The organism is Amycolatopsis bullii, from assembly GCF_014654205.1.
Classification (GTDB): Bacteria; Actinomycetota; Actinomycetes; order Mycobacteriales; family Pseudonocardiaceae; genus Amycolatopsis; species Amycolatopsis plumensis.
In genome coordinates, this window is record NZ_BNAW01000021.1 from 60,944 (window position 1) to 74,361 (window position 13,418).

Annotated in this window: 13 protein-coding genes; 9 read left to right on the forward strand and 4 right to left on the reverse strand. The window is 72.9% G+C overall.

The features are described 5' to 3' along the window. Positions 1-228: 228 nt before the first annotated feature. Both IE317_RS23130 and IE317_RS45495 read left to right on the forward strand, forming a co-directional pair. The gene (locus IE317_RS23130; RefSeq protein ID WP_191313397.1) at positions 229-2,103 is read left to right on the forward strand and encodes a Calx-beta domain-containing protein; all 1,875 of its coding nucleotides are present in this window, start codon (positions 229-231) and stop codon (positions 2,101-2,103) included. 129 nt (positions 2,104-2,232) lie between these two features. Continuing rightward, positions 2,233-2,334, forward strand: a complete 102-nt coding sequence (locus IE317_RS45495) for a 3-hydroxyacyl-CoA dehydrogenase family protein (protein WP_373309099.1) — start codon at positions 2,233-2,235, stop codon at positions 2,332-2,334. On the opposite strand, the gene IE317_RS23140 is transcribed toward IE317_RS45495, so the two are convergent. Beyond that, the gene (locus tag IE317_RS23140; RefSeq protein ID WP_229902871.1) at positions 2,319-3,155 is read right to left on the reverse strand and encodes a PaaX family transcriptional regulator; all 837 of its coding nucleotides are present in this window, start codon (positions 3,153-3,155) and stop codon (positions 2,319-2,321) included. The two genes, IE317_RS45495 and IE317_RS23140, sit on opposite strands and share 16 nt — an antisense overlap. A 159-nt stretch (positions 3,156-3,314) precedes the next feature. Here IE317_RS23140 and IE317_RS23145 point away from each other — a divergent pair, with 159 nt between their 5' ends. The 3 genes from IE317_RS23145 (at position 3,315) to IE317_RS23155 (ending at position 6,678) form a co-directional block, all read left to right on the forward strand. Further along, complete coding sequence (locus IE317_RS23145) at positions 3,315-4,625, forward strand: MFS transporter (protein ID WP_191313399.1); 1,311 nt, start codon at positions 3,315-3,317, stop codon at positions 4,623-4,625. Continuing rightward, positions 4,622-5,968 carry an alpha/beta hydrolase gene (locus IE317_RS23150; RefSeq protein ID WP_191313401.1) on the forward strand — a complete coding sequence of 449 codons (1,347 nt, stop codon included), beginning with the start codon at positions 4,622-4,624 and terminating at the stop codon, positions 5,966-5,968. The genes IE317_RS23145 and IE317_RS23150 overlap by 4 nt, the downstream gene beginning before the upstream one ends. Before the next feature lie 110 nt (positions 5,969-6,078). Further along, the gene (locus tag IE317_RS23155; RefSeq protein ID WP_191313403.1) at positions 6,079-6,678 is read left to right on the forward strand and encodes an NAD(P)-dependent oxidoreductase; all 600 of its coding nucleotides are present in this window, start codon (positions 6,079-6,081) and stop codon (positions 6,676-6,678) included. A 28-nt stretch (positions 6,679-6,706) separates the two neighbouring features. Here IE317_RS23155 and IE317_RS23160 read toward each other — a convergent pair whose 3' ends face one another. After that, entirely contained in the window at positions 6,707-7,609 is a 903-nt protein-coding gene (locus IE317_RS23160) for a LysR family transcriptional regulator (protein WP_191313405.1), read from the reverse strand. Positions 7,610-7,636: 27 nt separating this feature from the next. Between IE317_RS23160 and IE317_RS23165 the strand changes: the two genes are divergently transcribed. Further along, on the forward strand, positions 7,637-8,410 hold the full coding sequence (locus IE317_RS23165) for an inositol monophosphatase family protein (RefSeq protein ID WP_191313407.1): 774 nt from the start codon (positions 7,637-7,639) through the stop codon (positions 8,408-8,410). A 10-nt stretch (positions 8,411-8,420) separates the two neighbouring features. Here the strand turns inward: IE317_RS23165 and IE317_RS23170 are convergent, their stop codons facing one another. After that, entirely contained in the window at positions 8,421-9,575 is a 1,155-nt protein-coding gene (locus IE317_RS23170) for a serine hydrolase domain-containing protein (protein WP_191313409.1), read from the reverse strand. A gap of 86 nt (positions 9,576-9,661) precedes the next feature. Here IE317_RS23170 and IE317_RS23175 point away from each other — a divergent pair, with 86 nt between their 5' ends. Next, positions 9,662-10,318, forward strand: coding sequence for a response regulator transcription factor (locus IE317_RS23175; protein WP_191313411.1), 657 nt, complete (start codon positions 9,662-9,664; stop codon positions 10,316-10,318). Continuing rightward, positions 10,315-11,421 carry a sensor histidine kinase gene (locus IE317_RS23180; protein WP_191313413.1) on the forward strand — a complete coding sequence of 369 codons (1,107 nt, stop codon included), beginning with the start codon at positions 10,315-10,317 and terminating at the stop codon, positions 11,419-11,421. The genes IE317_RS23175 and IE317_RS23180 overlap by 4 nt, the downstream gene beginning before the upstream one ends. A gap of 51 nt (positions 11,422-11,472) precedes the next feature. Here IE317_RS23180 and IE317_RS23185 read toward each other — a convergent pair whose 3' ends face one another. Further along, positions 11,473-12,396 (reverse strand): extracellular catalytic domain type 1 short-chain-length polyhydroxyalkanoate depolymerase, encoded by a 924-nt coding sequence (locus tag IE317_RS23185; protein ID WP_229902872.1) that lies wholly within the window; start codon positions 12,394-12,396, stop codon positions 11,473-11,475. 181 nt (positions 12,397-12,577) lie between these two features. On the opposite strand from IE317_RS23185, the gene IE317_RS23190 reads away from it, so the two are divergent. Beyond that, complete coding sequence (locus IE317_RS23190) at positions 12,578-13,414, forward strand: PaaX family transcriptional regulator (RefSeq protein ID WP_191313415.1); 837 nt, start codon at positions 12,578-12,580, stop codon at positions 13,412-13,414. Positions 13,415-13,418: the final 4 nt, after the last annotated feature.

The following is a 13,418-nucleotide window of genomic DNA, read 5'->3' on the forward strand; positions in this document are numbered from 1 at the left end:
CCGCTCGACCCCCTCTCCGTCGCTGGATCGAGTGAATCCCATCCGGCGATCTTCGATACTCCGGCGCAGTGGAACCTTCGTCCCCGTAGGCCGAACCGGAAGCCGTGACCCGTTGAGCGCCTTGACACAGGGCGCTCCGAGTGACGTTTCCCCGGCTCGCTAACGAATTCCCGGCTTTTCCGTCTTCCCGAGGCAACCCGCAGTAATCCGGCTTCGGAAAGGAAGTCCATGTCGCGGAGATCCTTGTTCGTCGCGCTGACCACGGTCAGCGCCTTGCTCACCCCGGCCGCCGTCGCGGCCGCGGCGCCGCCGGGAGTCGATCCGGCCACCGTCGACCTCACGCTCTCCGCCGGGCAGAGCACGACCGTCACCAAGCACGTCACCACTTCCCCCGTCCCCCCGAACCCCGACCTCGTGCTCCTCGCCGACACCACCGGCAGCATGGCCGGCGCGATCGCCAACGTCCGCACCAACGCCGGTGCCATCACCGGGGACGTGCTCGCCGCGCAGCCGACCGCCCAGTTCGGCGTCGCCGAGTACAAGGACTTCACCGACTCCGTGCCCTTCAAGGTCAACCAGGGCATCACCGGCGACACCGCCGCGGTGCAGGCCGGGATCAACCAGTGGGCCGCGTCCGGCGGCGGTGACTTCCCGGAGGCCGACCTCAACGCGCTCTACGAGCTGGCCACCGGCGCGGTCACCTACCGCCCGGACGGCACACGCATCATCGCGTGGTTCGGCGACGCGCCGTCGCACGACCCCAGCGGCGGGCACAGCCTGACCCAGACCATCGACGCGCTCAAGGCGGCGAAGGTCCGCGTGGTCGCGGTCAACGTCGGCAACCTGGACGCCGACGGCCAGGCGAGCGCCATCGCCACGGCCACCGGCGGTGTGCTGCTGAACAACGTGCCGTCGGACCAGGTGTCGCAGGCCATCCTCGAAGGCATCAAGTCCATCGAGGTCACGGTGACGCCGAAGGTCACCGACTGCGACCCGCAGCTGACCCTCACCAACGACCCGGCGAGCGTCAAGGTGCCCAGCGGGGACGTCGCGACGTTCACCGAGACCGTCGCCGCCGCGGCCGACGCCGCGCCCGGCACCTACCACTGCACGGTCGACTACCTCGTCGACGGCGTGTCCCGCGGGTTCGTCGAGACGACGACCGTGCGCGTGCTCGGCCTGAGCATCAACGACGTCACGGTGAACGAAGGCTCCGGCGGCGCGCCGGTGCCGGCGACGTTCACCGTGTCGCTGCTCGGCGGCGCGAGCCCGAACCCGGTGACGGTCCACTACGCCACCGCGAACGGCACCGCGACCGCACCGGCCGACTACCAGGCGGCGAGCGGTGACGTGACCTTCGCGCCCGGCGAGACGACCAAGCCGGTGACCGTGCTGGTCAACCCGGACACCGTCGACGAGCCGGACGAGACGTTCACCGTGACGCTCTCGGCTCCGGTCGGCGCCGGGCTGGTCGACCCGACCGGGGTCGGCACGATCGTCGACGACGACCGCGACGGCGTGTTCTCCTGCACCGGCACCGCCGCGAACGTCATCGGCGTCACCGCCGCCGTGGCCAACCCGGCGAACCTGCCCTGCGCCGACGACAGCAAGAGCGTCCTCGACGCGACGCTCAACGCCGGCCTGATCAAGGTGGAGACGCACGCGCTGACGTCCTCGACCGACCTGGCTCCCGACAACCAGTCGGCGGCTCCGGCGGCCGGTGACCACGCGCAGGCGGCGGCCAGGATCGACAAGACGGTGATCAGCACGGTCGGGCTGACCATCGAACTGGGCGTGATCCAGTCCCAGGCGGCGGCGACCTGCCAGCCGTCCCCGGGCGGGCTCGCCCCGGTGCTGAGCGGCAGCTCGAGCGTGGCGTCGCTCAAGATCAACGGCGTCTCGGTCACGGTGGGTTCGGCGCCGCTGACCATCGCGCTGGTCATCGGCTCGCTGAAGCTGAACGGCCAGACCATCGCGAACGGCGTCGTGAAGCAGCAGGCCGTTTCACTGGAGACCCCGCTGGCGAAGATCGTGCTCGCGGAGTCCCAGGCCGACGTGCACGGCACCGCCGCGCACCCGGCGGGCAACCCCTGCCGGCGGTGATCCGCTGAACCACCCGGGGCGGGCGGCCACCGCCCGCCCCGGCTTCACAGCTCGTGGGCCGTCGTGTCGGTCCCAGCGGGTCCGCAGCAACCGGACGCCGGAGTCGAACGCCGAGGTGTCACTCGGCCCGTGCCGATGTACCGCCCGTGCCCGCTGCTGACCGAGCTCGTCGGCTCCGGCAGGCTGGGCCGCAAGACCGGCCGGGGCCTGCACGCCTACCCGGCGGGCTGAGCCGCGGTCGGCAACAGCTCGAGCGTCTCGGCGGCGAGCCGGTCCGCGCCCTCGCGGAAGTCCGCGTCCAGCTTGCGGAACAGCGTCTCGGCCTCGATCGCGGGCCAGTCGCGCGGCAGGTGCCCGGCCGGCAGGTGCGGGTCGCGGCGGACGACGTGCAGCCAGTCCGAGTGCAGCATCAGCTGCCGGGTCAAGTCGTCCGGGAACGCCGGCTTCCCGCCGTCCCACTTGTCCATGAAGTCGTGGTAGCGCGAGGCGATCGTGGCCGTGTCGAAGGCTTTGCGGACGAGCTCGGCCGCTTCGGTGGGCTTCGCCGGGTGCGCCGTGAACACCGTGACGTGCCCGTCGAGGCCGAGCTGCTCGACGATGGCCGCGACGTCCCGGACGCCGGGGGCGACCCACAAGCCGTTCTGCAGCAGGCCGAAACCCGCCCAGGTCAGCTGGCGGCGCAGGTCGTGCCGGTCGCCGCGGCGGGTGTCGGGCAGGGAAAAGCCGACCAGCGTCCAGCCGCCGTCCTCCGACCGGTTGACCGCGCCGGTCTCCCAGATCCGCCGACGGCCGTCCTCGAGGACCGTCGCGAGGCGCTCGCTGAGACCGAAGTAGACCTTCCGCCCGTGCCGGTGGCGGGTCAGCAACCCGCTGCCCGCCATCCGGGTCAGCGTCGAGCGGACCGCCTCCTCCGAGACGCCGACGCGGCCGAACACGTCGATCACGCTGCCCGAGTAGATCGCGCTCGCCCGGTCGAGCAGGTGGATGCCCAGGAACGTGAGCATGACGGACTTCGGGCGGGGCCCGGAGCCGGTCTCGGCGGATGACGTCACGCGCGCCAGCGTAACCCGGACACCCGCCACTTGATGTTGTGCAGAATGTTGACGGCCGTCATGCCCCTGACTAACGTTGGGGCCCGCTCCCCCGTCGTCCACCCCGGACGAACCTGCCCCTCCCGCAGTGCCCCGCCCCCGAAGACGAGGGTGAACCCCATGAGCACTCAGCTCCGCAGAGCGGTCGCGTCGAGCTTCCTCGGCAGTCTCATCGAGTACTACGACTTCCTCCTCTACGCCACGGCGAGCGCGGTGGTCTTCGGCAAGGTCTTCTTCGCCGAGCTCGACCCGGCGCTGGCCACGGTCGCCAGCTTCGGCACGTTCACCACCGGCTACCTCGCCCGCCCGCTCGGCGGCCTGATCTTCGGCCACTTCGGCGACCGACTGGGCCGCAAGCGGATGCTCGTGCTGACCATGACCCTGATGGGCGTCGCGAGCTTCCTCATCGGCCTGCTCCCCGGTTACGACCAGATCGGCCCGGTCGCCCCGATCGGGCTGGTCCTGCTCCGCGTCGTCCAGGGCATCGCGGTCGGCGGCGAGTGGGGCGGCGCGGTGCTGATGTCCGCCGAACACGCGCGGTCCCGCCGCGGCCTGTGGGCCGGCTTCACCAATGCCGGCGCGCCGAGCGGCATGGTCGTGTCGACGCTGGTCATGTCCGCCACCGCCGGGCTCACCTCCGAGGCCGACTTCCTCGCCTGGGGCTGGCGCATCCCGTTCCTGCTCAGCATCGTCCTGCTCGCGATCGGCCTGTTCGTGCGCTCCCGGGTCGACGAGACGCCGGCGTTCCTGGCGACCCGCAAGGAAGAACGGCGGCGGCTGCCGCTGGTCGCCGTGCTGCGGGACCACCCGCGCGTGCTGGCGCTCAGTGTCGGCGTCGGGCTCGCCGCGTTCGTCGTCCAGGCCACGCTGACCACCTTCGTGCTCGCCTACAGCGTCCAGCACGGCCACCCGCGGCAGGACGTGCTCAACGCGCTCACGCTGTCCTCGGCGTGCGCGGTGGCGGGCATCCTGCTGTGGTCGGCGCTTTCGGACCGGATCGGCCGCCGCCCGGTCGTCCTGGCCGGGGTGGCCGCGATGGCGGTGTTCGGGTTCCTGCTCTTCCCGATGGTCCGCAGCGGCAGCGGCTTCCTGCTGGTCCTGGCGCTGGTGCTCGGCCAGGGCGTGATCCACCCGATGATGTACGGGCCGCTGGCCGCGCTGTACTCGGAGCTGTTCGACACCGAAAGCCGGTACACCGGCGCGTCGCTGGGGTACCAGCTGGCCGGGCTCGGCGCCGGGTTCGCCCCGCTGATCTTCGCCGAGCTCCAGCGCGCCAACGGCGGCGGTTCGACCACCCCGGTGTCGTGGACCATCGCCGCGTTCTGCCTCCTCTCCGCCGTCTGCGTGCTGGCGCTGCGGGAGACCCACCGCCGCGACCTCGCCCCCGAGCCGGGTGTGCCCGCGGCCGCCCAACGGGAAGGACTCCGATGAGCCGGTGGCTGCGCCGGGTCGGCGCCCTCGTCGCGACGACGCTGACCGCGTTCGGCCTCACCACGGGAAGCACGGCGCAGGCCGCCACTCCCGCGCACTACACCGGGCAGCTGCCCGACGGCGCGAGCTGGGTGGCGGACGTCCCGGCCTCCTGGAACGGGACCGTCATCCTCTACAGCCACGGCTTCGGCCCCCTCGAAGCACGCGACGCGCCCGACGAGCCGACCGGCCAGGCCCTGCTCGCGGCGGGTTACGCCCTGATCGGCTCGTCCTACAGCGGGCCGTCGCTGTGGGCGCTCGCCTCCGCACCGCGGGACCAGTTCGCTTCGCTCGACCAGCTCGTGCGGAAGATCGGCGAGCCCCGCCGCACCATCGCGTGGGGCACGTCGATGGGCGGGCTGGTCAGCGCACTGGAGGCCGAGTCCGGCAACCGGCGGCTCGACGGCGCGCTGACCACGTGCGGCCTGGTCGCGGGAGCGCTCAACCTCAACAACTACCAGCTCGACGGCGAATACGCGTTGTCCCGCCTGCTCGCCCCCGCCCGGCCGGTGAAGCTCGTGCGCTACACGAGCGCCGAGGAAGCGAGCGCGGCCGGCGCGGCTTTGACGAAGATCGTCACCGACGGCCAGGGCACCGCGGCCGGCCGGGCGCGGATCGCCCTCGGTGCCGCGCTGATGAACATGCCGCCGTGGCTGACCGGGGACAACCCGCCCGGGCCCGCCGACTACGCGGGCCAGGAAGAGCAACAGCAGCAGGCCCTCGCCCAGTTCGTGCTCGGGTTCGTGGTGCCCGGGCGTTACCAGATCGAGCTGGCGGCCGGCGGCAACAGCGCCTTCAACGCCGGCGTCGACTACCGCGCCCTGCTGTCCGGCAGCCCACTGGCGCGGCAGGTCCGGGCGCTGTACCGCACCGCGGGCCTCGACCTTGACGCCGACCTGGCCGAGCTGACCCGCCACGCGGACGTCACGGCCGACCCGCAGGCCGTCGGCACGCTGGCCCGCACGTCGACGGCGACCGGACGGCTGCGCGTCCCCTCGCTGGCCATCCACACCACCGCGGACCACCTGGTCCCGGTCGAGCAGGAGAACTGGTACGCCCACCGGGTGCGCGCGGCCGGGCGGGACTCGTTGCTGCGCCAGGCCTACGTGGGCGCGGCCGGGCACTGCGCCTTCCAGCCGTCGGAGACACTGGCGGCGTTGCACGCCCTGGAGTCCCGCATCACCACCGGCCACTGGCCCGACCTCCGGCCGGAACGCCTCAACGCGGCCGCGGCCGCCCTCGGCGCCCCGGGCCGCTACCTCCGCTACACCCCGGCGCCGCTCACCGGCTCGGACCGCCGCTGAGGCATGGGGGCGGCCGCCTTCCACGACGGCCGCCCCCTTGCGTCACGGTAAATCATCCCTTTCCGAACTGGCATTTGTAGTCAATCCGCCGCGTCCCTAGCGTGGTCGGCATGAACCTCACCGTCCTCGCGGCGTCCGGCCGGACCGGACTCGCGCTCACCCGGGAAGCCCTGCGGCGCGGGCACACCGTCACCGCGATCGCCCGGGATCCCCGGCGCATCGACGTTCCCCCGTCGGCCCGGGTGCACAAGGTGGCGGGGGACGTCGAGGACCCGGCGAGCCTCGCCCTCGCCGGCTCGACCGTCCTTTCCGGACTCGGCACGGACCGGGCGGGGGTGCTGGCGGCGGGCGCCAAGGTGGTGGTCGCGGCCGGGCCGTCGCGGATCATCTGGCTCGGCGCCTACGGCACGGGCAAGTCGGCGCCGGTGGCCGGGGAAGCGGCCGGGGCGCTCGCGAAGCTGCTGGGCGACCGGCTCGGCGACAAGGTCGAGGCCGACGCGACGATCCTCGCCGCCGGCGGCACGGTGTTCCACGCGGGGTTGCTGAGCGACGGCCCGGAAAGCCCGGGCCGGCGCACGGTGGGCCTGGAGGCCGGGCCACCACTGGACCTCGCCGCGGTGATCAGCCGGGCGACGGTCGCCGCGGCGATGCTCGACGAGGCCGAAACCCCGCGCTTCCCGGGCACGATCGCCCTCCCCCTCCCCGAGTGACACCCTCGCCTCGAGCGGGACCGGAACGTCAGGGGCCGGTGGTGATCTCGGTCAGGGCCGCCCGGACCTGGTCGCGGAGCCAGGCGTGGGCCGGGTCGGAATCGTAGCGCTGGTGCCACGTGCAGCAGATCTCCGCCTCCGGTGACTCGGCCGGGAGCGGGCGGGTGATCAGCCCGAACGCGTCGATCAGCGGACGGCTGAGCACCGCCGTGCAGCTGACCAGCGCGTCACTGCGCGCCGCCAGCTGCAGTGCCGTCGCGAGCGTGGCCACCGACGCGATCACCCGGCGGCGCAGGCCTTCGGCGGCCAGCACGTCGTCGATCGGGGCCGTGAGCCGGCCGCGGCGGGAGACCAGCACGTGCGGGTGCGCGGCGAACTCCCGCAGGTCGAGGCCCTCGGCCGCCGGGTGCCCCCGGCGCATCGCCACCACCAGGGGATCGTGGCCGAGCACCTCCGACCGGAACTCGGGCGACTGCGGGCGGGCACCGCCGAGTTCGACGTCGACGCGGCCGTGCCGCAGGTCGTCGGTGTCGGCGGAGTGCTCGGCCAGCACGCGCAGCCGCACGCCGGGCGCCCGGTCCTGGAGCCGGCCGGCCACTGCCGGGACGACCGACGTCGCGAGCGCGTCGTGGCACTGGATCGTGAACGTGCGGTCCAGCTCGCCGAGGTTCAGCTCGCGGGCCGGCTGCAGGACCTCCCGCGCCCGCCGGATCAGCCGGTGCACGTCTTCGCGGACGGCCACCGCGTACGGCGTCGGAACCATCGTGTGGCCGGTGCGGACCAGGATGTCGTCGCCGGTCACCGCGCGGAGCCGGCCGAGGGTGCGGCTGACCGCCGGGGACGACAGGTGCAGCCGCTCGGCCGCGCCCATCACGCTGCCCTCTTCGAGCAGCGCATCGAGCACCGTGAGCAAGTTCAAGTCGAGTTGCACGAACCCAAGACAACCACAGGAGAAATCATGACCCCGGATCTGCTCGCCGCCACCACCGCCGCCGTCCGCGCCGCCGGGGCCCGGATGCTGGCGCGCTACTCCCCCGCGTCCCGCCCGTCCGGCCTGCCCGAGTTGCTGAAGAGCCTGGACGACAACGACTCCGCGGTCGCCGGCGTGCTCCGGCCCGCACTGGCCGAAATCCGGCCGGAGGCGCGCTGGCTCGACGACGAACACGGGTCCGGCCCGCTGCCCGCGGGCGAGTGGTGGCTCATCGACCCCATGGGCGGCAACGTCAACGCGGTGCACGGCATGCCCGACTGGAACGTCGGCGTGAGCCTCGTCCGCGACGGCCGTCCGGTGCTGGCCGTGCTCTTCTTCCCGGTGCTCGACGAAATGTTCACCGCCACCGAGGGCGGCGGCGCCCACCTGAACGGTGAGCGGCTGCAGGTGTCCGCCAAGACGGCGCTGGACGGCGCCCTCGCGGGCACCGGCCAGGCGCAACACGGGTACGCGTTCCTCGACCGGATGGGCCGCTCGTTCACCGCGATGTCGGAAGCGGCGCTGTACGTGCGGATCTCCGTGCCGGTGACCCACCAGCTCGCCCAGGTCGCCGCGGGCCGGATGGACCTGCACTGGCAGTTCGACAACGTCCGGTCCCACGCCGCCGGCGTCCTGCTGGTCCAGGAAGCCGGTGGCGTGGTCACGGACCTCGAGGGCGGGCCGTGGGAAGTGACGAGCGAGGGCTACCTCGCCGCCGCGCCCGGGGTGCACGCCGCCGCGCTGAAGGTCCTCACCGCCTGAGCGCGCCGGTTCACGCGGTGATGATGTCGCGTGCCTTCTTCACGACCGGCGGGGGCCCGCCGTCGTAGTCGTAGTTGCTCAGGATCACCGTCACCCACTCGGTGTCGGGGTACAGCTGGAAGTCGGTCGACGTGCCCGGGGCGCCGCCACCGTGGCCGGTCACCCACTGGTTGCCGACGAGCAGTGTCATCGGGCCGTAGCACTGGAAGGCGGCGTGCGGGCCCGCGGGCGGCCCGCCGGGCTGCGGCGGAAGGGGCACCTTCCCGCTCAGGGTGATCCCGGTGAAGGCGCGGTCGAGCAGCTTCGAACCCTGCAGCGCAGCCGCGAACCGGGCCATGTCGGCACATGTCGTGAACGCGTCCCCGGACGGCGTGCCGACGTACAGCCGCTGGTCGATCGTGTCGGCGCGTTCGCCGGACGGCTGTTTCGCGTAGGGGTGGGCGATGCGGGGGTCGGTGTGCCACTGCGGCCTGGTGCGGAAGTCCGTGGCGGTCATGCCGGCCGGACGGAACACGTGCTCCCGCACGTAGTCGTAGTAGGACTGCCCGGACACCTCGGCCACGATCGCGCCGAGCAAGTGGTAGGCGGCGTTGCTGTAGCGGTACCCGGCTCCCGGCGCGAACTCCGGCGAACTCCGGCGGATGTAGTCGGTCGTGCCGTCCATCACCTGGTCGACGTCGGTCCAGGTGAGCGCTTCGGCCAGGTACCCCGGCATGGCGAAGGTGTCGCCGAGGCCGGAGGTGTGGGTGAGGAGGTGGTGGACTTCCACGGTGTCGGCGATCCCGGCGGGGAAACCGCTCAGGAAAGTGCCCAGCGTGCTGGTGTAGGCGAGCCGGCCGGCCTGCGCGAGCTGGGCGATGGCCACCGCCGTGAACAGCTTCGTCACCGAGGCCATGGCGAAGAGGGTGTCCGGGCCGTTGGGAGCAGCGTCGTTGGCCCGCCCGTAGGACCTGGCCAGCACGGGCCGTCCCCGGTGGACCAGCAGCAGGCTACCGGAGAACGCGTCCACGGCCGCCTGTTCCCGCACGAACCGGTCGAACGCGCGCACGTCGACGGAGGTGGGGGTGACGGCGGGGCCGGAAGCCGCTCCGGCGACGCCACCGGTGGCCAGCAACGCACCGGAAGCGCCGAGCATGCCCAGTGCGGATCGTCGTGTCGTGGTCATGGCCGGAGGTCTACCGAGCACGGCCGATCGCGGGCCGATCGCCCGCCCATACGTGATCCATATGCCGCGCGCGGGACACTGCCCGGGTGCGGGTGCTACTGGTCGAGGACGAGCAACCGCTGGCCAAGTACGTCGCGGCCGGCCTGCGCAAGCACGGGTTCGCCGTCGACGTCGCCTTCGACGGGCGCGCCGCGCTGGACAAGTGCGTGGCCACCCCCTACGACGTCGTCGTCCTGGACCGGGATCTGCCCGTCGTGCACGGGGACGCGGTGTGCCGCGAGCTCGCCGGGCACGGGGCGGCGCGGATCCTGATGCTCACCGCGTCCGGCGCGGTCGAGGACCGGGTCGCGGGGCTCACGCTGGGCGCCGACGACTACCTCGGCAAGCCGTTCGCGTTCTCCGAGCTCGTCGCCCGGGTACGGGCCCTGTCCCGCCGCAGCGCGCCCGCGATGCCGCCGGTCCTGCGCGCCGCCGGCGTGGTGTTCGATCCCGCACGGCGCACCGCGGAGCGCGCGGGCCGGCTCCTGCACCTGACACCCAAGGAGTTCGGCGTGCTCGAGCACCTGCTCGCCGCCGACGGCGCGGTGGTGAGCGCGGAAACGTTGCTGGACAAGGTGTGGGACGAACACGCCGACCCGTTCACCAACGCGGTCCGGATCACCGTCGGCACGTTGCGGCGCAAGCTCGGCGACCCGCCGCCCATCGAGACCGTGCCGGGTGCCGGTTACCGGCTCGTCCCGTGACCGCCCGCAGCCGGCTCACGCTCCTGTACGCCGCACTGGTCCTCGCCGCCGGCGCCCTCCTGACCACCTTGACCTCCTTGCTGCTGCGCCGCGACGGCGGCCACCGGGTATCGGTCATCACCCTCGGCCCGTCGCCGGAGCCGGCCGGGATACCGCCGTTGCCGCCGTCGATCAACGCGGTCACCCTGACCGATTTCGTCGGCCAGGCCGCGATCGCGCTCGCGGTGGTGACCGCCCTCGCCGCAGTCGTGGGGTGGCTGGTGGCCGGGCGCGTGCTCCGCCCCATCCGCACGATCTCCGCCACCGCACGACGCCTCTCGGCGGAGAACCTGTCCGAGCGGATACCGGTCACCCGGCCGCTCGACGAGCTCGCCACCCTGGCCGGCACCGTCAACGGGATGCTCGACCGCATCTCCGACGGCGTCGCCGAACGCGACCGGGTGCTCGTGAGCCAGCGCCTGTTCACCGCCAACGCCGCCCACGAGCTGCGGACCCCGCTGACCACCATGCGCACCGCCATCGACGTCACCCTCGACAGCCGGCCCGGCGTCGAAGAACTGCTGGCCATGGCCGCCGACGTCCGGACCGCCGTCGAGCAGAGCCGGCGCACCCTCGACGGGCTACTGGCGCTGGCCCGCAGCCAGGCCGGCACCGGCGTCCGGGACCGGGTCGACCTCGCCGAGATCGTGGCGAGCAGCCTCGACGGGGTGGCGCTCCCCGTGCGAGCCGACCTGCGGCCGGCGCCGGTCCGCGGTGAACCGGTCCTGCTGGAACGCCTGTGCGGCAACCTGGTCGACAACGCCGTCCGCCACAACCGTTCCGGAGGTCACGTCGAGGTCGCCACCGGCGGCGGTGACGGGCGGGCGTTCCTGCGCATCGGGAACAGCGGTGCGCCGATCGCGCCGGACGCCGTCGACCGGCTCCGGGAGCCGTTCGTCCGCGGCGACGGCACCCGGATCCACACCGGCCGCGGTGCCGGCCTCGGACTGTCCATCGTGGACGCGATCGTCGCCGCGCACCGGGGTGAGATCACCCTCGCCGCTCGCCCGGCCGGCGGCCTGGACGTCGTCGTTCACCTCCCGGCCGCCGACCATCCCGGGTGAGCCGTTCCGCGACCGGGCCGGCGGGGTGCGGCCCCGCCGGCCCCGGTGCGGTCACCCGCCCAGCCCGAAGAAGGCGATCGCGGCGGCGGCCATCCCGGTCGAAGGCAGGCTGTGCCCGGCGCCCTGGATGCTGTACGCCTCCACCTTGTCGGCGTAGCGGCGGCGGTTCCACCCGGCCTGCGGGGTGTCCGACGACGTCGGCGTCTGGCTCAGGCCGAAGACGTCGGTCCACTGCTCGATTTCCTCCTGCAGCAGCGCATAGGGCACGAGCGTGTCGGCGGTGCCGTGCCACAGCTGGACGCGCGGGCGGGAACCGGTGTAGCCGGGGTAGGCCTGCCGGACCGCGTCACCCCACTGCTGGGGCGTGCGGTTCGCGCCGCCGTTGCCGGTGCACTTGCTGCTCCACGGCGGGAAGTCCGCGGCGTTCGCGAAGCAGCCGAAGGGAACGCCCATGAACGCCGCGCCCGCCTTGAACACGTCCGGGTAGAGGGCGAGCATCTCGTTGGTCATCATGCCGCCGGAGGACGAGCCGGTGGCGAAGACGCGGTTCGGGTCGCCGCCGTAGTGCTGTTCGGCGTAGGTCACCATCGAGACGATCGACACCGGGTCGCTGCCGCCGCCCCGGCGCTTCGCCGCGTCGGACCAGGTGTCGAAGCACTTCCCGAAGCCGGCCTGCTGCTGGGCGCTGGGGTAGATGACGAGGAACCCGTAGCGGTTGGCCAGCGAGGCGAATTCGCTCCCGGAGTAGAAGCCGGGCCCCGAGCCGCCGCAGCCGTGCATCGCGACCACGATCGCGGGGTTGGCCGGCCGCGCGTCCGGCACGTAGACGTGCATGCGCATCCCGCCTGGATTGTTCCCGAAGCCGGTCACTTCCACCAGCGAAGCGGCCGACGCCGGGGCCGGGACCACGGCGGTGGTGAGGGCCATCAGCAGGGCACTGGCCATGGTCACGAACGCCGTTCTGAATCCACTCATCGGTGACCTCCGGTCGGCGATCCCCCCTCGCGCCTTGAGGTTAGGCAGATTCGGAACGACCGTCAACAATTCATCAAACATTCCGGGACACCGAAACTTTCGAACTCGGTGATATCCTCGAAATGCCGGACAAACGATTGTTGATCGTCGTGGAAACAGCGAAGAATCAGGCGAGGGACCCATGCTCGAAGCGGCCGGCCGGGCGGACGGCGAGGGTGCGCCGGGCGTGCGGCCGGAGGCCCTGCTGCTGACGCTGTTCGGCGACCACGTGCTGGACCGCGGGATCGCCGTGTCGACCGGCGGGGTCATCGCCACGCTCGACCGGCTCGGCGTCGGCGAGCACGCGACCCGGGCCACGCTGAGCCGGATGAGCCGCCGCGACTTGCTCCACACGGTCCGCCGCGGGCGGCAGGCGTTCCTCGGCCTGACCCCGCACGGCACGGCGGTGCTGCGCGACGGGCAGCGCAGGCTCGACGGCGACGTCGTCGACCGGCACTGGGACGGCCGGTGGACGCTGCTGACGTTCTCGGTACCGGAAACCCGCAGGGCGGATCGGTACGCCCTGCGCACCCGGCTGGGCTGGTTCGGGTTCGGCCCGCTGCGCAGCGGGCTGTGGGTCTCGGCGTCGGCCGCCGACATCGCCCCGGCACTGGCCGAGCTCGACCTGCTCGACCACGCCGAGGTGTTCCGCGCCGAGCCGTTCATGTGGACCGACCCGGCGCGCATCGCCCGCGAGGCCTGGGACCTGCCCCGGATCGCGGCCGGTTACGAGCAGTTCCTCCGCCGCTGGGGCGGCAGCGCGCCCGGAGACCTCGGCGACGAGCTGACGTGCCGCATCCGCCTCGGCGCGGAGTGGCTCCTGCTGATCCGCCGCGACCCGGTCCTGCCGCCGGCACTGCTGCCGCCGGACTGGCCGGGCACGCGAGCGGCGGCCCTGTTCCGCGCCCTGCGGCGGCAGTGGGCGGCGCCGGCCGGGGAACTGGCGGGCGGGCTGCTGGAGTTCCTCGTCGAGCAGTAAGGGG